General features: G+C 41.8%; 21 protein-coding genes and 2 riboswitches. Of the genes, 2 read left to right on the top strand and 19 right to left on the bottom strand.

Going from position 1 to position 21,401, the window contains the following annotated elements; translation table 11 throughout:
* Positions 1–29: 29 nt before the first annotated feature.
* From purD to ACFQRG_RS11110, 14 genes are all read right to left on the bottom strand, one after another.
* A complete protein-coding gene (purD, locus tag ACFQRG_RS11045; RefSeq protein ID WP_380965991.1) occupies positions 30–1,292 on the bottom strand; it encodes a phosphoribosylamine--glycine ligase in 1,263 nt (420 codons plus the stop codon).
* Positions 1,293–1,551: 259 nt separating this feature from the next.
* Positions 1,552–3,090 (bottom strand): bifunctional phosphoribosylaminoimidazolecarboxamide formyltransferase/IMP cyclohydrolase, encoded by a 1,539-nt coding sequence (gene purH, locus ACFQRG_RS11050; RefSeq protein WP_380965992.1) that lies wholly within the window; start codon positions 3,088–3,090, stop codon positions 1,552–1,554.
* 77 nt (positions 3,091–3,167) lie between these two features.
* Positions 3,168–3,758 carry a phosphoribosylglycinamide formyltransferase gene (purN, locus tag ACFQRG_RS11055; RefSeq protein ID WP_380965993.1) on the bottom strand — a complete coding sequence of 197 codons (591 nt, stop codon included), beginning with the start codon at positions 3,756–3,758 and terminating at the stop codon, positions 3,168–3,170.
* Positions 3,751–4,788 carry a phosphoribosylformylglycinamidine cyclo-ligase gene (purM, locus tag ACFQRG_RS11060; RefSeq protein ID WP_380965994.1) on the bottom strand — a complete coding sequence of 346 codons (1,038 nt, stop codon included), beginning with the start codon at positions 4,786–4,788 and terminating at the stop codon, positions 3,751–3,753. The genes purN and purM overlap by 8 nt, the downstream gene beginning before the upstream one ends.
* A 12-nt stretch (positions 4,789–4,800) precedes the next feature.
* On the bottom strand, positions 4,801–6,222 hold the full coding sequence (gene purF / locus ACFQRG_RS11065; RefSeq protein ID WP_380965995.1) for an amidophosphoribosyltransferase: 1,422 nt from the start codon (positions 6,220–6,222) through the stop codon (positions 4,801–4,803).
* Positions 6,198–8,426 (bottom strand): phosphoribosylformylglycinamidine synthase subunit PurL, encoded by a 2,229-nt coding sequence (purL, locus tag ACFQRG_RS11070; protein WP_380965996.1) that lies wholly within the window; start codon positions 8,424–8,426, stop codon positions 6,198–6,200. Before purL ends, purF begins: the two co-directional genes overlap by 25 nt.
* Positions 8,407–9,096 carry a phosphoribosylformylglycinamidine synthase subunit PurQ gene (gene purQ, locus ACFQRG_RS11075; RefSeq protein WP_380965998.1) on the bottom strand — a complete coding sequence of 230 codons (690 nt, stop codon included), beginning with the start codon at positions 9,094–9,096 and terminating at the stop codon, positions 8,407–8,409. The genes purL and purQ overlap by 20 nt, the downstream gene beginning before the upstream one ends.
* Positions 9,093–9,344, bottom strand: a complete 252-nt coding sequence (gene purS, locus ACFQRG_RS11080; protein WP_380966000.1) for a phosphoribosylformylglycinamidine synthase subunit PurS — start codon at positions 9,342–9,344, stop codon at positions 9,093–9,095. The genes purQ and purS overlap by 4 nt, the downstream gene beginning before the upstream one ends.
* Positions 9,341–10,051: a phosphoribosylaminoimidazolesuccinocarboxamide synthase gene (purC, locus tag ACFQRG_RS11085; RefSeq protein WP_380966001.1), complete on the bottom strand. Its 711-nt coding sequence runs from the start codon at positions 10,049–10,051 to the stop codon at positions 9,341–9,343. Before purC ends, purS begins: the two co-directional genes overlap by 4 nt.
* Positions 10,052–10,204: 153 nt before the next feature.
* Complete coding sequence (purB, locus tag ACFQRG_RS11090) at positions 10,205–11,503, bottom strand: adenylosuccinate lyase (RefSeq protein ID WP_380966002.1); 1,299 nt, start codon at positions 11,501–11,503, stop codon at positions 10,205–10,207.
* Positions 11,500–12,651: a 5-(carboxyamino)imidazole ribonucleotide synthase gene (gene purK, locus ACFQRG_RS11095; protein ID WP_380966004.1), complete on the bottom strand. Its 1,152-nt coding sequence runs from the start codon at positions 12,649–12,651 to the stop codon at positions 11,500–11,502. The genes purB and purK overlap by 4 nt, the downstream gene beginning before the upstream one ends.
* Positions 12,651–13,133 (bottom strand): 5-(carboxyamino)imidazole ribonucleotide mutase, encoded by a 483-nt coding sequence (gene purE, locus ACFQRG_RS11100; RefSeq protein WP_380966005.1) that lies wholly within the window; start codon positions 13,131–13,133, stop codon positions 12,651–12,653. Before purE ends, purK begins: the two co-directional genes overlap by 1 nt.
* Positions 13,134–13,259: 126 nt before the next feature.
* Positions 13,260–13,361: riboswitch (purine riboswitch) on the bottom strand.
* 116 nt (positions 13,362–13,477) lie between these two features.
* Positions 13,478–13,678, bottom strand: a complete 201-nt coding sequence (locus ACFQRG_RS11105; protein WP_380966006.1) for an NETI motif-containing protein — start codon at positions 13,676–13,678, stop codon at positions 13,478–13,480.
* Positions 13,675–14,214, bottom strand: a complete 540-nt coding sequence (locus ACFQRG_RS11110) for a DUF2179 domain-containing protein (RefSeq protein ID WP_380966008.1) — start codon at positions 14,212–14,214, stop codon at positions 13,675–13,677. The genes ACFQRG_RS11105 and ACFQRG_RS11110 overlap by 4 nt, the downstream gene beginning before the upstream one ends.
* A 156-nt stretch (positions 14,215–14,370) precedes the next feature.
* Here ACFQRG_RS11110 and ACFQRG_RS11115 point away from each other — a divergent pair, with 156 nt between their 5' ends.
* Positions 14,371–14,799 (top strand): Hsp20/alpha crystallin family protein, encoded by a 429-nt coding sequence (locus ACFQRG_RS11115; RefSeq protein ID WP_380966009.1) that lies wholly within the window; start codon positions 14,371–14,373, stop codon positions 14,797–14,799.
* 13 nt (positions 14,800–14,812) lie between these two features.
* Here the strand turns inward: ACFQRG_RS11115 and ACFQRG_RS11120 are convergent, their stop codons facing one another.
* The 5 genes from ACFQRG_RS11120 to ACFQRG_RS11140 form a co-directional block, all read right to left on the bottom strand.
* Positions 14,813–15,091: a hypothetical protein gene (locus ACFQRG_RS11120; RefSeq protein ID WP_380966010.1), complete on the bottom strand. Its 279-nt coding sequence runs from the start codon at positions 15,089–15,091 to the stop codon at positions 14,813–14,815.
* Positions 15,092–15,231: 140 nt separating this feature from the next.
* Entirely contained in the window at positions 15,232–16,542 is a 1,311-nt protein-coding gene (locus ACFQRG_RS11125; protein WP_380966011.1) for an NCS2 family permease, read from the bottom strand.
* A gap of 164 nt (positions 16,543–16,706) precedes the next feature.
* Positions 16,707–16,808: riboswitch (purine riboswitch) on the bottom strand.
* Between the two features lie 80 nt (positions 16,809–16,888).
* The gene (gene guaA / locus ACFQRG_RS11130) at positions 16,889–18,427 is read right to left on the bottom strand and encodes a glutamine-hydrolyzing GMP synthase (RefSeq protein ID WP_380966012.1); all 1,539 of its coding nucleotides are present in this window, start codon (positions 18,425–18,427) and stop codon (positions 16,889–16,891) included.
* A 333-nt stretch (positions 18,428–18,760) separates the two neighbouring features.
* The gene (locus tag ACFQRG_RS11135) at positions 18,761–19,438 is read right to left on the bottom strand and encodes a CoA transferase subunit B (protein WP_380966013.1); all 678 of its coding nucleotides are present in this window, start codon (positions 19,436–19,438) and stop codon (positions 18,761–18,763) included.
* Between the two features lie 9 nt (positions 19,439–19,447).
* Positions 19,448–20,134 (bottom strand): CoA transferase subunit A, encoded by a 687-nt coding sequence (locus ACFQRG_RS11140; protein ID WP_380966014.1) that lies wholly within the window; start codon positions 20,132–20,134, stop codon positions 19,448–19,450.
* Between the two features lie 924 nt (positions 20,135–21,058).
* On the opposite strand from ACFQRG_RS11140, the gene ACFQRG_RS11145 reads away from it, so the two are divergent.
* On the top strand, positions 21,059–21,145 hold the full coding sequence (locus ACFQRG_RS11145; RefSeq protein ID WP_380966048.1) for a YjcZ family sporulation protein: 87 nt from the start codon (positions 21,059–21,061) through the stop codon (positions 21,143–21,145).
* Positions 21,146–21,401 lie beyond the last annotated feature (256 nt).

Here is a 21,401-nt window from a genome sequence, read left to right on the forward strand (position 1 = left end):
AGGCTGCCGAAATCGGCAGCCTTGATTTTTTATACTTTCTGTAATGCGCGATATGCAATATCACTGCGGTAAAATGCTTTAGCGCAATCTAACTTTTCAATTTCATCATTTGCCTTTTGAACTGCATCTTTTAAAGTGTCTGCGGAACCAGTCACGAGTAAAACCCGTCCGCCGTTCGCCACCCACTTGCCGTCAACCTTTTTAGTACCGGCATGAAAAACTTTTGTCTCTTCATTAAGGTTTTCGAATCCATCAATCAGGGTGCCTTTTTCGTAAGCACCAGGATAGCCTTCAGACGCCAGTACAATACCTGCTACTGCCTGATTGGACCATTGTAAAACCGGTTTTTCGCCGCTTAATACGTCCATAAGCACTTCAACTAAATCCGTTTGAAGGCGCGGAAGAACTACTTGAGTTTCCGGATCGCCAAAGCGGCAGTTAAATTCTATCACTTTTGGCCCTTGGTCGGTCAGCATCAGGCCAGCATATAAAACACCGGTAAATTCACAATCCTCTTCTATCATAGCATTTGCTGCCGGTTTTAAAATGGTTTCGACTGCTTCATCCACAATTGACTGTGATATATGCGGAACCGGCGAGTAGGCACCCATGCCGCCTGTATTCGGCCCTTTATCACCTTCAAAGGCACGTTTGTGATCTTGGGAAATTTCAAGCGGAACAACCGTTTCACCATGGACCAGAGCCATTAATGAAAACTCTTCCCCTGTCAAAAACTCTTCTATGACAACGCGCTTTCCAGCCTCGCCAAATTTTTCATCAGCCATTATCTCTGATAAACCGTCCATCGCCTCTTCTTCTGTCATGGCGACGATGACGCCCTTACCCGCAGCCAAACCATCGGCTTTTAATACAATAGGTGCACCTACTTTTGCTACATAATCTTTTGCTTCCTCATAGTCGGTAAACACTTCATAGCTTGCTGTCGGAATATGATAGTCTTTCATTAATGCTTTAGCGAAATGTTTGCTGCCTTCAATTTGTGCCGCCGCCTGGGTTGGACCAAAAATCTCCAGTCCCTCTTCTTTAAAACGATCGACGATGCCATCAACAAGCGGCTGCTCTGGCCCAACTAATGTCAGATCAATCGATTCCTTTTTTGCAAAATCTACTAATCCGTTAAAATCTGTTTCTTGGATATCTACACATTCCGCAACATTCGCTATTCCGTCACTTCCAGGGGCCGCATAAACATGATCAACACGCTCGCTTTGCGCAACTTTCCATGCTAAAACATGTTCTCTGCCGCCTTTACCAATGATTAGGACTTTCATGATATCCTCCTTTTCCGGGTTGCCATTCATTCCGGTGCTCAAATCAGTGATCAGATAAAGTGAAACTTCCATCAGTGGGGGTTTTGTTCATCCTCACCGATGGCTGCTGAACAAATCGCGGTAACCGTCCGTTATCCCTCTCCTAAACTTGAGCGCTTGAACTCAGGTTTTGAGACAGGAGTCATACGGACCTTGTACCGGGATATAAATTCATTGAGATCATCTTAGGATCCCTAATCTTCAACCTCAAGATTCTGAATTAATGCTTAAAATGACGCATGCCAGTAAAAACCATGGCAATATTATATTCATTGGCTTTATCGATAGATTCCTGATCACGAATTGATCCGCCTGGTTGAATGATTGCAGTCACACCGGCTTTTGCCGCTTCTTCAACAGTATCATTCATCGGGAAAAAAGCATCAGAAGCCATAACAGATCCTTTACCATTTTCACCCGCTTGTTCGATGGCAATCTTCGCGGCGCCAACACGATTCATTTGTCCGGCACCGATACCAATGGTCTTATCGTCTTTTGCCAGAACGATCGCATTGGATTTTACATGCTTGACTGCCTTCCATGCAAAGGATAAATCTTTTAATTCTTTTTCAGTTGGTTTACGGTCAGTCACAACTTGAAGTTCTACGTCATCTAAGCCTTTCACATCTGTATCTTGAACAAGCAAACCGCCGCCGACAGAAGTATATTGAGGCACCGCTTGTTTGTCATCATTCAGATCAACGGTTAATAAACGAATATTCTTTTTCTGTGTGAGTATATCCATTGCTTCTTCTGTAAAACTCGGAGCAATAATAATCTCTAAAAAGATTTGGCTAAGAAGTCCTGCCGTTTCACCATCAATTTCCCGATTAGCCGCAACAATGCCGCCAAAAATAGACACAGGATCTGCCTCATAAGCCTTTTCATAAGCTGCCTTAACCGTTTCACCGACACCAATGCCGCAAGGATTCATATGCTTAACAGCAACAACGGCTGGTTCGTCATATTCTTTCACTATGCCGAGCGCGGCATCAGCGTCTTTAATATTGTTATAAGATAACGCTTTGCCATGAAGCTGGTGTGCTACAGCGATCGTTGAATTGTTTTTGATAGGCGCGGAATAGAAAGCTGCCTTTTGGTGAGGATTTTCCCCGTAACGCAAGTCTTGTTTCTTTTCATAAGTGATTGTCAGCTTTTCCGGGTAGACAACGCCTGCTTCTTTTGTAAAATAGTCAGCAATGAGTGCGTCATATGCTGCGGTATGGCGGAACACTTTAGCTGCTAACTGCTGTTTGATTTCAAAAGGTACTTCCGCTTCATCATTAAGGGATTCAAGCACTTTTGAATAATCCGCAGGGTCGCAAATAACTGTTACAGACTGATGATTTTTCGCCGCTGAACGAAGCATGCTTGGTCCGCCGATATCAATATTTTCAATCGCGTCTTCATATGTGACGTCAGGTTTCGTAATGGTTTCTTTAAAAGGATAGAGATTGACAACGACAAAGTCGATCGTGCCAATGCTTTGTTCGCGAATAGCATCCATATGTTCCGCTTTCCCGCGGACAGCAAGGAGCCCGCCGTGAATAGCCGGATGCAGCGTTTTGACTCGGCCGTCCAGAATTTCCGGAAAGCCTGTGACGTCAGATACGGATAATACAGGAAGTCCAGCATCCTCAATTAACTTTTTCGTTCCGCCTGTTGAAATAATCTCAACCTGATGATCAACTAAAGCCTGGACAAAAGGAATAAGCCCCTCTTTATTTGAAACGCTAATTAACGCACGTTTTTTTGTCATGGTGAATCTCTCCCTTTTCTTATGTGTGTTCAAAAAGGAGGAACGAGCGACGCTTCTCAAACTTTACTGTTTCGCCGCTATTTTTCCCGGACTTTTTGAACATTCTCTTCTAGCAAGTTTGCAATAGTTTTCGGATAAAGGCTGTGCTCTGTTTGATGAATCCGTGCTTCTATTTCATCTATCGAGTCATTTTCATAGATTCGTACCGGCTCTTGAGCAATAATAGGACCTGTATCCATGCCTTCATCAACATAATGTACCGTAACGCCTGTAACTTTCACACCGGCACGGACGGCTTGTTCAATTGCGTTAAGCCCGGGGAATGCCGGTAATAATGATGGATGAAGATTAACGATCTTGTTTCTGTAAGCGGACAATAGCGTTGTCCCAACAAGCCGCATATAACCGGCCAAAACAATCAAATCAACATGACGCCCTTGACATTGTTCGAGAATTGCCTGTTCGTAGGCTGATTTATTTTCAAAGTCTTTCGGGGATGCCGCAAATGTTTCTATTCCAAAAGACTTGGCTCTCTCAATAACATAGGCCTGCTTTTTATCACAGACAACAAGTACGATTTCAGCATAGAGTTCGCCGGACCGAACGGCCTCGGCAATTGCCTGAAAGTTGCTGCCGTTCCCTGAGGCGAAGACAGCTAATTTATGCATGCTGTTCACCCTTTAATTTAAGCTTTCCGCCATCTGTAACTGATCCTATATGATAAGCGCGTTCACCCGTTTCAATTAATTGGGCTATCACCTGTTGTACGTCTGCTCCATTAACAGCAAGCACCATTCCTATGCCCATATTAAAAGTGTTATACATATCGGCATCAGAATAGCCGCCGGTTTGCTTAAGCCAATTAAAAATTGACGGGGTTTCCCATGAATCTAATCGAATTTCAGCACCCAGACCATTGGAAAGCATGCGCGGGATATTTTCATAAAACCCGCCGCCTGTAATATGAGCCATGCCCTTGATCTCGAATTTTTTCAATAACGATAACAGCGGCTTAACGTAAATACGTGTCGGTTTTAAAAGTTCGTCACCGATCGTTATGCCGGTTTCGTCAAAACAATCCTTAAACGTCAGTCCCGCTTCGGTTATTGTTTTTCTGACAAGGGAGTAGCCGTTGCTGTGAATGCCATTGGAAGCAAGACCGATAAGTTGATCACCCGGTTTGATTGTTTCGTTCGTTATCATTTTTGCCTTCTCAACGACCCCAACCGCAAAGCCGGCAAGATCATAATCATTTTCTCCATACATGCCCGGCATTTCTGCGGTTTCACCGCCAATTAAGGCACAGCCTGCCTGCTCGCAGCCATCGGCAACTCCTTTGACAATCGCTTCAACTTTTTCCGGCACAAGAGATCCTAAGGCAATATAATCAAGAAAATATAACGGTTCCGCCCCCTGGGTGATAATATCATTGACACACATTGCAACAGCATCGATACCGATCGTTTCATGGCGGTCACATTCGATGGCAACCATTAATTTTGTTCCGACACCGTCTGTTCCAGAGACTAATACAGGTTCTTTGATGTTTAAGGATGATAAATCGACGGCACCGCCAAAGGCGCCAATCCCTCCGAGAACTTCGGGACGCATCGTTTTCTTTACATGTTGTTTCATTCGTTCTACTGCTTCGTAACCGGCTGTAACATCTACACCAGCCTCTTTATATGCGTTAGCCATCGTGATCCTCCTTTATACTGGCAATTCTTTCTCATGGGGCAGAACGGTATCAGGATAAATTTCTGTCGGATACTTCCCGGTAAAACATGCCAGACATTGGCCGCAATGGTTCATTGATGAATCTCTGCCGATTGCTTTGACCATGCCTTCAACACTAAGGAAAGTGAGAGAATCTGCTTCAATAAGTTCACGCATTTCCTCCACAGAATGGTTTGCGGCAATTAATTCGTCTTTTGACGATATATCAATGCCGTAAAAGCATGGATGAGCAATTGGCGGTGAACTGATCCGTACATGAACCTCTTCTGCACCAGCCTCTTTCAACATCCGGACAATACGCCGGCTTGTTGTCCCTCTTACAATTGAATCATCGATCATGACAACCTTCTTCCCCTCAACAATGCCTCTGACAGGTGAAAGCTTCATTTTAACCCCTTGTTCCCTGAGTTCCTGTGAAGGCTGTATGAAAGTCCGGCCGACATAACGATTCTTAATTAATCCTAGTTCATAAGGAATGCCTGACTCTTCGGCGTAACCAATCGCTGCAGAAATACTGGAGTCAGGAACACCGGTGACAACATCGGCGTCAACAGGCGCCTCTTTGGCAAGCTGTATACCGAGGTTTTTCCTCGCTGCGTGGACATTAATACCTTCAAGATTGCTGTCAGGACGAGAGAAATAAATATATTCCATGCTGCAAATCGCCCGCTGAACGGATGATGAAAATCGTTCTGATCTCATGCCGGTTTCATCAATGATAATTAATTCACCCGGTTCTACATCCCGGACATAAGTTGCGCCAATCAGGTCAAAAGCGCATGTTTCAGAAGCAAGTACCCAGGCTTCGCCTAAACGGCCAAGCGACAGCGGTCTTAAACCATTTGGGTCGAGTGCAGCCAACAATTGATTTTCATGAAGGATGACAAAGGCATAAGCGCCTTTTATCATCGAAAGGGCATACTTCACATTATTGACAAAGCTGAGCGGTCCGCCGCGTTTAATTAAGTGCGCTAAAACTTCGGTGTCTGACGTTGTTTGAAAAATGCTGCCCTGTGCCTCAAGCTGGGATTTAAGGGCATGGGCATTAACGAGATTGCCATTATGGGCAAGCGACAGCGTATCTGTCTGTGAACGAAAAACGAGCGGCTGTACATTAACATAGTCTTTGCCGCCTTGTGTTGAGTAGCGGACATGGCCAATGGCTGCATAACCCTTTAGCTGTTCCAGCTGTTCGGGTGTAAACACATCATTAACTAACCCCAAACCTTTATGATCGTGTACCATTTGCCCGTCAGTAACAGCAATACCCGCGCCTTCCTGTCCGCGATGCTGGAGGCTGTGCAAGCCGTAATACGTTAATTGTGCCGCTTGCTCATGTCCCCAAATCGCAAATACTCCGCATTCTTCTTTTAGCCCTCTTTCGTCATAAAACATGAGAGTGCTCCTTTCCAAGCGTCTTCAAGCTCAGCTGCTTCTACTTTTAATACTTCACCATCATTTCCGCTGATTGTGAGTATCGGATTTTCAGTGACACGTCCAAGATAAACAGCATCGTTAACTATTTCCTCAAAGTCTGCACGTACATTCTCGGGAACAGATACAACAAAACGAGATTGCGTTTCACTAAATAGTTCATTTATAACATCATCAGCCAATTGAATGTCGGCACCCAGTCCTGAATCAATGAGACATTCAGCCAGCGCAACGCTGAGTCCGCCGTCAGAAAGATCATGTGCCGATTGAACAACACCAGCCTTGATCGCCTCTAAAAGCTGCGTTTGACGCAGTTTTTCAACCGTTAAATCTAATTGCGGCGCGCGTCCTGAAGCTTTTCCTTCTAGTAACATCTGGCAAGCACTGCCCTCAAATGACGCATCCGCTTTGCCGATGACATATATAGCATCACCCGATTGTTTAAATCGTGACGTTGTGATGTGCTCGGTATCTTCAATTAGGCCGACCATACCGACAACAGGCGTTGGGTCAATCGCCTTTTGATTCGTTTCATTGTAAAGAGAGACGTTTCCGCTGATAACAGGCGTTTCCAGAACAGAACAAGCTTCACTCATACCAGCCACCGCTTTTTCCAGCTGCCAAAAGACTTCAGGTTTTTCTGGATTGCCAAAATTCAGGCAATCAGTAATGGCTAACGGGCGTCCGCCTGAACAAACAATATTTCTTGTCGCTTCCGCTACAGCGATTTTTCCGCCCATTTCCGGATCAAGAAGTAAATATTTTGCATTGCAGTCTGTTGTCATGGCTAAAGCTTTTTTTGTTCCGCGAATCCTGACAACAGCAGCATCTGAACCAGGGCTGACAACAGTGTTCGTTTGCACCATATAATCATATTGATTGTAGACCCATTCCTTGCTCGCTATCGTTGGCTGCTTTAATAATTGCAAAAGGACGTCTTTAGGCGAATCAATATTCGGCCGCCAAACCGGCTGCTTTTGGAAGGCCTCATAATAAGCCGGAACCTTTGATGGCATATGATACACAGGAGCTTCCTCTGCGAGTGCATCAACTGGTACGTCAGCTACAATCTCTCCTTTATGTTCAAGACGGAGGACTTTCTCTTCAATAACCTCACCGATTGTAACCGCGTGAAGATTCCATTTTGCAAAAATTTCTTTAATCTCTTCCTCGCGGCCCTTTTTCACAACAATCAGCATGCGTTCTTGTGATTCTGAAAGCATCATCTCATAAGGCGTCATACCTTTTTCACGCTGTGGAACGAGATCAAGATTCATATGAATGCCGACCCCTGCCTTACTTGCCATCTCACTTGAAGATGAGGTCAATCCAGCAGCACCCATATCTTGAATACCGACCAATGCGTCACATTTTATAAGTTCAAGGCATGCTTCAAGCAAAAGCTTCTCCATAAATGGATCGCCTACTTGGACAGCTGGACGCTTTTCATCAGACTGTTCATTTAATTCTTCAGAGGCAAACGTTGCTCCATGAATACCGTCACGGCCGGTGCTTGCGCCAACATACATCACGGTGTTGCCAATGCCCCTTGCTTGACCGACTTGAATATCTTTATGATTAATTAAGCCGACGCACATCGCATTAACGAGCGGATTGCCGTTATAGCATTCATCAAATTGAACTTCGCCGCCAACCGTCGGAATTCCAATACAGTTTCCGTACCCGGCAATACCGGCAACAACCTCTTCAAATAAATATTTAACCCGGGCTTGATTTAAGTCGCCAAACCGCAAAGAGTTTAATAGAGCTATTGGACGTGCGCCCATGGAGAATACATCACGAATAATACCGCCAACACCTGTGGCCGCACCTTGATAAGGCTCAATGGCTGAAGGATGGTTATGGCTTTCTATTTTAAATACAACCGCTTGATTGTCGCCAATATCAACAACTCCTGCGCCTTCTCCCGGCCCTTGAAGAACATGGCTGCCCGAACTAGGAAACTTTTTCAAAACGGGTTTAGAAGTCTTGTAGCTGCAATGCTCGGACCACATGACCGAAAATAATCCAATTTCCGTATAGTTTGGTTTTCGGCCAAGGAGATCTTTAACAATGCCGAACTCCGTATCAGAAAGACCCATTTGACGGTAAATTTTTTCTTCAGCAATCATTTCTGGTGTTGGTTCATGATGTAACAGCGGCATGCGATTCCCTCCAATGTTTTAATATTGATTGAAATAACTTAAGTCCGTCATTAGAGCCTAACAGAGCGTCCGCAGCTCTTTCAGGGTGAGGCATCATACCTAATACATTGCCTTTTTCATTGATAATGCCTGCGATATCTTCAATTGAACCGTTAGGATTTTTGCCGTAATATTTAAACACAATACGATTTTGTTCTTTTAATTGTTTAAGCGTTTCTTCATCACAGTAATAATTGCCCTCACCATGAGCGATGGGAATTTGAATGACGTCGCCTTTGTTATATTCAGATGTAAAAATCGTTTCGCTGTTTTCTACGGCTAAAGGGACTGTCTCGCAAATAAATTTCAATTTTTTATTTCTCAACATCGCACCTGGAAGAAGACCGGCTTCTAATAAAATTTGAAATCCGTTGCAAACACCGAGCACCGGTTTCCCATCATTTGCTGCTTGGATAACCGCCGGCATAATTTTAGAAAACCTGGCAATCGCACCGGAACGAAGATAATCGCCATAGGAGAATCCGCCTGGAATCATAACCGCGTCAAAACCATCAAGAGACGAGTCATCATGCCACACGTACTCAACTTCTTCGCCTAGACCGTCTTTGATCGCATAGTACATGTCTGTATCACAATTGGATCCTGGGAAGACAATAACCGCCGTTTTCACTGTGCGACCCCTTCCTCTATCTCGTAACGATAGTTTTCAATGACTGTATTTGCTAAAAGCTTCTCACACAATTCTTCAATTCTCTTAGTCAAGTCTTCCGAATCTTTCATTTCAAGCTCAATATATTTACCAATACGGACGTCCTGAACATCTTCATATGACATATTGTGAAGCGAGTTTTTTACAGCCTGCCCTTGAGGGTCAAGAACACTTTCCCGAAGCGTAATATAAATTTTTACTTTTTTCATTGGACATCCTCCAGCCTTTCTAGCAATTTTTCATAGACTTGCGGCAAGTCGCCGATATCCCGTCTGAAGACATCTTTATCGAGCTTTTCATGGGTCTTTTTGTCCCAAAGTCTGCAAGTATCCGGTGAAATTTCATCGGCAAGGACAATATTTCCGTTTGTTTTCAGCTTGCCAAACTCCAGCTTAAAATCCACGAGCAGCACACCTATTCCATCAAATAAATCGGTTAACACACGATTGACTTCTTGTGCTGCCTGACGGATAAGATTCAGCTCGGTGTCATCCGCTATTTGCATCATGCGAATATGATCATCATTAATTAGCGGGTCGCCAAGTTCATCATCTTTGAAATAAAATTCAATAATTGGCTGCTTAAGAGGCTTTCCCTCTTCTAAACCAAGCCGCTTTGATAAGCTGCCGGCAGCGATATTTCTTACTACGACTTCAAGAGGAATAATTTCAACAGCCTTTACCAATTGTTCGTTATCAGACAAGCGTTTCACAAAATGGTTATTAATGCCTTTTTTGTTCAGAATACCGAATAATTTAGCACTAATAAGATTATTTAAGCGCCCCTTGCCGGGGAGAACCGCCTTTTTCTTCCCGTTAAAGGCGGTTGCATCATCTTTGTAGCTTACAAGCAAGGTGGACGGATCGTCAGTTAGGAAAATTTTCTTTGCTTTACCTTCATAGAGCATTTGACTCATCGTTGTTCGGCCCCTTTATAGTTGTTATTCAAAAGACAGGGAAACAAGGGCATCTATGAAAAGATTAATCAGAGCTTACCCGCAAAACTGCATGTTGTTGCTTCGCCATTCCAATTTTCTTCCCTCGTTATCCCTTTTTTTGAACATATAAAATTAGTTATTTAAACCTAAGCGATCGAAAATAAAGTCAACATTTTTCAAATGATACGTTTCGTCAAAACAGTCATCAATTTCTTGTTGGGATAAAACATTTGTGATCCGGTCATCTTTTTCAACAATGCTCTTAAATGACGTTTCGGTTTCCCAAGCTTCCATGGCCCGCGGTTGAACCATGTCATAAGCTTCTTCACGGCTAAGCCCTTTATCAACCAGCGTTAACAATAAACGCTGCGAGAAAATCAAGCCGAACGTTTTATGCATATTGCGCTTCATATTCTCAGGGAAGACAGTTAAGTTCTTAACGATGTTACTAAAACGATTCAACATGTAATTTAAAGCAATCGTTGCATCCGGAAGAATGATCCGCTCTGCTGAAGAATGAGAGATGTCACGCTCATGCCATAACGGCACATTTTCGTAAGCGGTCATCATATAGCCCCTGATCACTCTTGCTAATCCCGTCATATTTTCCGAACCGATTGGATTGCGTTTATGCGGCATCGCCGACGAACCTTTTTGCCCTTTTGCAAAATATTCTTCAACCTCACGCGTCTCGGATTTTTGCAGGCCGCGGATTTCAACTGCGAATTTTTCAATAGAAGTCGCCACTAATGCGAGCGTCGATAAATAATGGGCGTGACGGTCACGCTGAAGCGTTTGCGTCGAAATCGGCGCCGGTTTTAGACCTAAATGTTCACAAACGTATTTTTCAACAAAAGGATCGATATTCGCATAAGTGCCAACTGCACCAGAGAGCTTGCCATAACGGATGCCGTCGGCTGCTTGTTTGAAGCGCTCAAGGTTGCGTTTCATTTCTTCGTACCATAGGGCCATCTTCAGACCGAATGTTGTTGGTTCAGCATGGACGCCATGCGTTCTGCCCATCATGATTGTGTATTTATGTTCTTTAGCTTTTTCTTTAATCACTTCTATAAAATTTTCAATGTCCTTTAAGAGGATCTCGTTAGCTTGTTTTAATAAATAGGATTGAGCGGTATCAACAACATCGGTTGAAGTGAGACCGTAATGCACCCATTTCTTTTCTTCGCCGAGTGATTCAGACACTGCCCTTGTAAAGGCGACAACATCATGTCTCGTTTCTTGCTCAATCTCATGGATGCGTTCGATTGAGAAGGCGGCGTTCTCCCTTAGCCTTTTTACATCTTCTTTCGGTATAACCCCTAATTCTGACCACGCTTCATCTGCCAAAATTTCGACTTCAAGCCATGCCTTAAATTTATTTTCTTCCGTCCAAATTGCTCCCATTTCAGGTCTTGTATAACGTTCAATCATACTGTTGCCTCCGACTGTTTCAAATTTGGCCATATGCCAAGTGCTGCAGCTTTTTGCAGTGCCTCTTCTATATTTTCACCTAAAATAGTAAGATGACCCATTTTCCGATTTGTTTTCGCTTCTTCTTTTCCGTAAAGGTGCAGATGCACGTCTTGAAATTGATCGATTCGTTTTAGAACAGGTTCAAGATGCTGTCCAAGAATATTAACCATAACGACCGGTTTTAACAGTGTTGTTTTCCCTAATGGCCATCCGCATACCGCTCTAATATGCTGCTGGAACTGTGACGTTTCACAGGCATTGATTGTAAAATGTCCAGAATTGTGCGGTCTCGGCGCACATTCGTTAGCATAAATTTTTTGATCCTTTGTTAAAAACATTTCAACAGCAAGCGTTCCGACTAAAGACATTTTCTCAGCCAATGTGACCGCCATGCCGGTTGCTTCTTTTTCGACTTGTTCGGACACGCGCGCCGGTACAATGGTATGGTGTAAAATATTATTGACATGAATATTTTCAGCGACCGGGAACACTGCGATTTCCCCTGTCGTGCTTCTCGTTACGATAACAGAAATTTCTTTATCGAAATCGAGCCATTTCTCATAAATAAATCTCGTCTTACCGTCAACAACATCCTTCACTTGCTCAAGGTCATCATTATTTTTGATAACATATTGGCCTTTTCCATCATAACCTCCCTGACAAGTTTTTAACACTCCCGGAAGGCCGATACGATTAACTGCCTCTTCTAAATCTTCTATTAAATTGACTGCTTTATACGGTGCCGCTTGCAGCCCTGAACGCGTCAGCATATCTTTTTCGTTAATACGATCTTTCGTCAAATCTAACAGCTTATGTCCTTGCGGCAGGTAAGCATTTTTCTCAAGGACATTGACTGTTCCGAGGTCAATATTTTCAAACTCATAAGTGATAACATCACTCGCCTCAGCTAATTTTTTGGCAGCTTCAAGATCATCATATGGTGCCACAATGGATTGATCGGATACTTGGGCACATGGATTATTGTCGGCAGGGTCCAGTACAGCCGTGTGAAAGCCCATCTCTTTAGCCGCGATCGCCATCATTCTGCCAAGTTGTCCTCCGCCTAGAATGCCAATAGTTTCTCCTGGTAATACACGGTTTATCATCAAGGCAATTCACTTTCCTTTACTTTATTTTCTAATGAAAGCCGGTAATCATCTAACCGCTTGGCAACACCCTCATCATGTGCAGATAAAATTTGTGCAGCAAGCAGGCCGGCATTGGTTGCACCCGCTTGGCCAATGGCTACTGTCGCAACTGGTATCCCCGCAGGCATTTGCACAATGGACAACAGAGAATCAAGCCCATTTAGCGCTTTTGATTGAACCGGAACGCCAATAACCGGAAGCGTTGTTTTTGCTGCAGTCATACCTGGCAGATGAGCAGCGCCTCCCGCACCGGCAACAATAACCTTGATGCCTCTTTCTCTTGCATTTTCCGCGTAACTGAACATATCATCAGGTGTTCTGTGTGCAGAAACGATTTTCTTTTCATATGGAATGTCTAATTGTTCCAGGACATTGCAAGAATGCTTCATTGTCTCCCAATCCGACTTGCTTCCCATAATGACGCCTACTAACGGCTCCATTTATGACACCACCTAATTTTTATAATAATAATCTATTAAATATAAAAATCCAGAAGGACCGCATATACAAGAGAAAGCGGAACCTTCTGGACTTAATTCTCAGAATATAATCCGAGCTGAATGCAGAACGCTCTAACTTTCTCTCATAGTCCGGCAATTTACGGTTGCCGGGTAGAGACTTATGGGCCATATTCCCAAGATTATATGAGAGATTGTTCAAAATAAGTGTTTTTCTCGCTTTTGAACATTATATTAAAATGTTATTTCCTAATCACATTTTCATCATATCAAGGTTATTCAGCATATGTCAACCGGAATATCGAACGTTATTTTTTATTTATATTTTATTGTTCGGATTTTTCGTCTAACCGTCCCTCAAAAACAATCGATCTGCCAATGACCTCAGGACCGTTTTTTCCTTCTTTAAAAATTGGCTTTTCGATACGCCGGACAGGTATATATCCTTCTTTATCCATTGATTTAAGGCAATCGTTGATAGAATCATTTATATCAACAACAAACTTCTTCTTTTTCGGCTTTTTCAAGATCTCATTCCCTTTCTAATAGACTTGACCCAGAATCCGCCATGGAAAGTCTTAGGCTCATGAGAAACAATAAATGCGTTAGGATCTAAAGATTTAATCGTATCCATAAGATCGAATTCATTTCGTCTTGGCGTTAATATCTCCATCATTAGACGCTGCCCTTTTCTGCCATGGGCTGTCCAATGCGTTACACCGTAGCCGCGATTTCTCAAATGTTCCGGCAAATCCATTTCAAGCTTGCTTGTAATCACATTAACTGTAATATATCCAAGTGCAAGTTTTTCTTCGATCTTTATGCCGACCATGACGCCTGATGCAAAGCCTAGTGCATAAGCAATCAGATTTTGTATTTGGTCTAAATGATTGAGTACTAGACCTAGTCCCAGAACATAAATGCAAATTTCAAAAATACTTACAAATGCCGCCAAGTAACGATAACCTTTAAAAGTTAAAATCATTCTAACCGTATTAAGTGTCACATAAATAATATTAATGACAAATATAATAACGACCATCCCCAGGACATTACTTAACATCAGGCATCCTCCCTTTTCATTTCATATGGATATCAAGGTCATCATAACATAAAAATCTTTATAACAATAAAGAAAATATACCCAAAATTTTTAACAGCAAATTGAACACATTTTGGTTATTTACCCATAAAATAAATGACGAAGGGTGTGAACAGAGTGGATCAAAAACAAAAATTTAATGAGTGGAAAAAATCCGTTTCAGATTTTCTCGGAAAAGATTTTTGGCATGACTTTCAAGACATTTTTATGAGAGATTGGCCGCTTATTAACCTTTACGAATCATCAAGCACCATTTATTGCCTTATTGCTCTTCCGGGGCTTGTTAATCAGGAAGATGTAAGAATATTTATCAACCATCAAACCATCACATTAAAAGGACATGTTAATTATCCAGTTAATGGCTATCAAACGATCCATGAAGAATTTTCAAAAGGGCATTTTGAAAGAACGATTGAACTACCCCACCCTGTATATCAAAAGCCGATTGACGCCGTTTATAAGAAAGGCCTTCTGACCCTCATACTTAAGCGTATTCAAGATCAAGAGGTAAGCGAGGTAGTTGTTATTGAGGATGAAAATAGTTAGTGGGTTAAGCGCATTAACGAAATACAAAACCTAAGGCAACAAAACCGAAAGCAATAACGATTAATCCGACAATTGAAGCCGCAATTCTAATAAGGTACCACGGAATATAATCAAGTGCTTTGGCTTCAATTCCTCTTACGATGCTTGCGGAATTATCATTAAACTCTAACGACTCTTTACTTTTTCTTAAATCATGCTGAGCATGCTTTATTTTAAATACAAAATATTCCCCGCCAAATATAATCAGTATTCCAACCAGCCAAAAAATAATGGATATAATTAGAGCAACCATACAAACACGTCCTTATATTGTTCTATATTAAAAGTATGGACGTCAGGTTGTTATTTTATGATGAAAAAAACTCGCCACCAGGGCGAGTTTTAATGTGCATTCAAAAAGGAGCTGTTTTTCCGGAGTTATGAACTTCCTTTTTAACTTAAAAAAATAAAATATAATATAAAGATAACAAACAATACGTATACAATTGGGTGGACGTCTTTTATTCTTCCTTTAACAGCCATTGAAATTGGATAGATAATAAACCCTAATGCAATACCTGTTGCAATACTGTAGCTTAACGGCATCCCGACGACTGTCAAAAATGCAGGTATGGCTATTTCCAATTTACCCCAATCAATATCTTTAAGGGCTCCGGCCATTAACACACCAACAATAATCAGCGCCGGTGCTGTAATTTGTGATGTTACCACCGTAAGCAAAGGTGAAAAGAACATCCCAAACAGAAACATAATACCGACGACAACTGAAGTAAAGCCGGTACGGCCGCCTGCTGCAACCCCTGCAGATGATTCAATATAAGTAGAAGTCGGCGAAGTTCCGACTAAAGCACCTACAACAGTTGACGAAGAATCCGCAAATAAAGCCCTGCCTATTCTCGGCAGTTTATTATTTTTAATAAACCCGGCTTGACTGGCAATCGCAATGATTGTACCAGCTGTGTCAAAAAACACAACAAATAAGAAAGTAATGACGACAACAATTAAATTCATCGTTTTAATATCAGTAATATGGCTTAATGCTGCGCCCAAGGTTGGCGTAACACTTGGAACAGATGAAACGATGTGATGCGGCAATGGCACAACTTTAAAGATCATGCCTGCTATTGCAGTAATAACTAATCCGTAAAATATACCGCCCTTAACATTGCGAATCACTAAAATAATTGTCACTAAAAGCCCGAAAATAGACAGCAATGTGCCAGGTTTTGATAAGTCACCTAAAGAAACGAGTGTATCTTTATTGGCAACAATAATACCAGCGCCTTTCAAACCAATAAAGGCGATATAAATCCCTATGCCGGCTGCAGCCGCGCGCTTTAATTCCTCAGGAATGGCATTGATAATCATTTCTCTCAGCCTAAAGACCGTTATAAGTAAAAAGATAATGCCCGCAACAAGTACCCCGGCTAATGCCGTTTGCCAAGGAATTCCCATACCAATCACAACAGTATAAGTAAAGAAAGCATTGGTTCCCATCCCCGGTGCAATAGCGATTGGATATTTAGCAACAATTCCCATCACCAATGTTCCAAATGCCGTTGCAATAGCTGTTGCCGTAAATACGGCCCCCTTGTTCATACCGGCATCAGATAAAATGGTCGGGTTGACAAATAAAATATAGGCCATCGACAAAAAGGTTGTTAACCCCGCCACTGTTTCTTGCCTAAAAGATGTATTAAAATGAGAAAAACCAAAATAACGAGCAATCCAATTATTATTCAAGGTTGACACTCCATTCTAGAGGTTAGAGGTTGGAAATTAGACGTTAGACTCGGATAAATTGCAAAACGCCGATTTATGGTCATTGTTTATACTTCCCAAAAGTGAAAAAAACTCCAGACGATATGCCTGGAGTTTTATTTAAACCTACAGAAGGACAACCTCATATACGACCTGCTGCCCTTCGTAGTAAAGCCATTTACGGTGGCTTTGTAGAAACTCCCGGGCCCTATTCCCAAGATTATACGAACGTTGCTATAAAGTTTCCTTGTACATTATAGCAGGCAGGTCAGTAAGGGTCAATTAAAAACCGAACATTTTATTTTCATTTTTTTCTATCGTTCGTTATTTATTCCCATTCAATCGTTGCAGGCGGTTTCGAAGTCACATCATAAACAACACGGTTAATGTGATCAACTTCATTAACGATACGTGTCGAAATTTTTCCTAACACATCCCATGGAATCCGGGCCCAATCCGACGTCATGCCATCGATTGAAGTTACTGCGCGTATAGCTACGCAATAATCATAAGTCCGCGCATCTCCCATAACACCGACACTTTTTATATCTGGAAGAACAGTGAAGTATTGCCAGATATCTCTGTCTAAACCGGCTTTCTTAATTTCATCGCGAAGGATTGCATCAGATTCACGAACAATTTCAAGCTTTTCTTCAGTGATACTTCCTAAAACCCTGATGCCAAGTCCCGGTCCCGGGAAAGGCTGGCGCCAAACGATTGCATCCGACAAACCGAGTTCAGAGCCCAAGCGGCGTACTTCGTCTTTAAAGAGTGTATTTAATGGTTCAATCAAGTCAAACATCATACGCTCCGGGAGCCCGCCGACATTATGGTGTGATTTAATCGTTTGTGCTGTTGCCGTCCCGCTTTCGATAATATCCGTATAAAGCGTTCCTTGAACAAGATAGGAGATATCTTTAAGTTTGTTAGCTTCCTCTTCAAAAACATAAATAAACTCATTGCCGATGATTTTCCGTTTTTTCTCCGGATCACTGACACCTTCAAGTTTATTTAAAAAGCGTTCTTTAGCATCTACTTTAATAAAATTCATATTGAATTCGTCGCGGAATGTTTTAACAACCTCTTCCGCTTCGCCTTTTCTTAACAGGCCATGATCAACAAATACACAATATAGCTGGTCACCGATTGCCTTATGAACAAGCGCTGCAGCAACGGATGAATCAACACCGCCGCTTAATGCACAAAGCACTTTCCTGTCGCCGACGCTGTTACGGATTTCTTCTACTTTTTCATCAATAAAATGTTCCATCGTCCAAGTCGCGCGAGCACCGCAAACATCAAATACGAAATGCTTTAACTGCTCATCACCATATTCGCTATTACGGACCTCCGGATGATATTGAATACCGTAAAGTTGACGGCTTTCATCACTCATAGCCGCTACAGGACAAGAAGCGCTCTTAGCATCAACAGAAAAACCTTCAGGCGGAGCTTGAACAAGATCACCATGGCTCATCCATACACTTTGCTCTTCAGGCTGCCCTTTAAACAACGGACTTGACGTATTCACTTGGACGGTAGCTTGTCCATACTCACGATGATTTGCACGTGATACTTCTGCACCAAAGTGGGCGCTCATCAATTGCATGCCATAGCAAACGCCTAAAATTGGGACGTCTAATTCAAATAGCTTAGGATCACACTTTGGAGAATTTTCTCCATAGACACTGTTTGGTCCTCCAGAGAAAATAATACCTTTAGGCTTTTTAGCTGCCAGTTCTTCAGCCGTCATTGTATGCGGAAGCAATTCGCTAAAAACGCCTAAATCACGAATTCGTCTGGCGAGCAGTTGATTATACTGGCTGCCAAAATCAATAACTATAATGTTATCTTGATGCTGTTCCATAACTTCACCTCGTAAATTTTATAGAAAAAACTAACAGACTTAGTTTTCAACATCCTAAACAGGTGTTCAAAAAAGCGAGATGCGAATAAAATTTTGACAATAAAATTCCCGGACTTTTTGAACGTCTACTTTTTATGGATTCATTCTATCAATGTACAGGCCCTACTTCAAGGTCGCCTCCCTTTTATTCACTTTTCCTATTATTAAGAAATAATGATTAAATATAAAAAAGGCTCCCGTTAGACGGAAGCCAAACTGCAATTTGAATATTCATCTCTGCAGCTTTATACAAATTTTCCCTATACCTTTTGAAATGCCTTTAAAAACTATATATTAATAGGCGTCAAGCTTCACATGATCGCTGACGATTAAATCGGGTTCCGTAGCTTTCTTTATATCTTCTACCGTATATCCTTTTGCCACTTCGACAAGGACAAGTCCCTCAGATTTAACATCGATCACAGCCTGATCGGTAATAATTCTGTCGACGACGCTTTCTCCTGTGAGCGGCAAACTGCATTCATTGACAATTTTAGGATCTCCATTTTTATTGACATGATCCATGATGACGATCACGCGTTTGGCACCGTGAACAAGGTCCATGGCACCGCCCATGCCTTTAACCATTTTCCCGGGGATCATCCAATTGGCAAGACTGCCGTTCTTGGATACTTCCATACCGCCTAAAATAGCGATATCGATATGCCCGCCGCGAATCATTCCAAAAGATTCCGCACTGTCGAAATACGCAGCCCCTTTAGCAGCTGTTACTGTTTCTTTTCCGGCATTAATGAGATCGGGGTCCACTTGATCTTCGGTTGGAAAAGGACCAATACCGAGCAATCCGTTCTCAGACTGAAGCATAATTTCCTTATTATCTGGTATGTAATTGGCGACAAGCGTCGGCATACCAATACCCAGATTAACATAAAATCCGTTTTCAATTTCTTTTTCGGCTCGCCTCGCAATTTTTTCTCTTACGGCTGCTTTATCTTGTTTAGACACGCTCATTCCCCCCATCTACCGCGTTGTCAGTTTTTCAATTCGTTTTTCCTGTTTTCCGACAATTAATCGTTGTACATAAACACTCGGTGTATGAATGTGGTCTGGATTTAATTCTCCCGGCTCAACCAGTTGTTCAACTTCGGCAATCGTCACCTTGCCTGCCGTTGCGATAATCGGATTAAAATTACGGGCCGTTTTATTGTAAATTAAGTTCCCGAACTTGTCGGCTTTTGCTGCACGAACAAGACTGAAATCAGCCGTGATTGCCTCTTGAAGCAAATAGTCTTTTCCATTGAACGTTCTGACTTCTTTTCCTTCTGCAAGCGGCGTTCCTACTCCCGCTGGCGTATAAAATGCCGGAATGCCCGCACCGCCCGCACGAATTCGCTCTGCAAGCGTTCCCTGCGGCACCAGCTCGATCTCTATTTCGCCGGACAGTACTTGACGCTCAAATTCTTTATTTTCCCCTACGTAAGAACCGACCATTTTTTTAATTTGTTTGTTTTTCAACAACAGCCCGAGTCCCCAATCATCGACCCCGCAGTTATTTGAAATGACCGTTAAATCTTTAACACCAGAGTTTTGCAAGGCAATAATTAAGTTTTCAGGAATCCCGACGAGTCCAAAGCCACCAACAAGAAGAGTCGCGCCGTCATGGATGTCACTGACGGCCTCTTCAAACGAAGATAATATAGATTTCACATACATCACTCCTCAAGACAAATTAAAGGGCTTTCATTTTTACTTAAACAAGAATAAAAAACAATGGCATTGAATGTGAATGGCTGTACCAAATCCAGCTGCTTTTAAAAATATCCTATACAGCCTTGAAATCTCTTAATGGCAGCTGCCTTTTCTCCCTCATTTCCATTTTATCAAATTTTCATATTTTTAGCATGATAAGAAATTGCTTGAACACACCAAGGCTGACCTTATGTGATACCTCTGAAACGTTTTATTGCTATAAAACATAAACCTATAAAAATTGAACAAAAGAAAGCACTATCCATATGATACGACGTAAAAATATTTACCAAAGATAAATAAACAATAGTAAAAACAAGAAAAAATGCCATGCGTTTTTGAGTAAATAAATAAGGAATTAAAAAACTTGCAAGCCATAGTAAAATTAAAAACACATAAACCTTAAACAAGTCGGTTAATCCCGGCCAATTTCCATGAACAATAAAACTCAAATTTTTTTCAAGATCACTGAAAAAATAAATGACCCATAATTTTTGAAAGTATGGTGTATGGTAAAAAAACGTCTTATGTAACACTATCAACACAGCTAAAAAGTTTAATGGAAAGGAAAGCCAAATTGGGAATCCCAAATAAGATATTAAGAAGGAAAAAACCGCAAACAAGGTAAGCCAATAAAAATGTCCTGTGCGTGTCAAAACATCAAGGGTACTTAACCATTCCAACAGCAAAAATAGTCCTAAGAAATATAGAAACAAAATCAGCATCTTGGACTTCATTAAGCGCATGGCAATCACCTCGCAACACTATGAATGTTTCTAAGGAATAACCTGACTATATAATTTTGACGCCAAGGCAAGAAAAACCTTCAAGATGCCTTTTTTAGACAAAAAAATACCCCACCTCAAACGAGAGGGTGAGTATATGGGATACGCTGGCGGATATGGTGGTGGTGCTGGATTTGAGCTAATCGTTGTCTTATTCATCTTGTTAATTATCGTTGGAAAGTGATCAGAAATTGAAATGATTTTTTAAAGCAACCATTCTCAACAAAACCCCAAACCCTGACTGAAGGGACTCCATTTAGGAGTCCCATTAGTTTGGTTATTATATATCGTTTATTGCTTTTACCTCCAATAATAACCATTACAAACTACGTGAACAAAAGAAAAAGAGAGAATAGGTATAGTAATTATATATGTCTATCGTCCTAGTATAGTTAAGCACCATAAGTGTAAAAAGGGGTACTCTAAAAAGAGTACCCTTC

Source organism: Scopulibacillus cellulosilyticus, from assembly GCF_042665295.1.
In the GTDB taxonomy this organism is placed as follows: domain Bacteria; phylum Bacillota; class Bacilli; order Bacillales; family Sporolactobacillaceae; genus Scopulibacillus_A; species Scopulibacillus_A cellulosilyticus.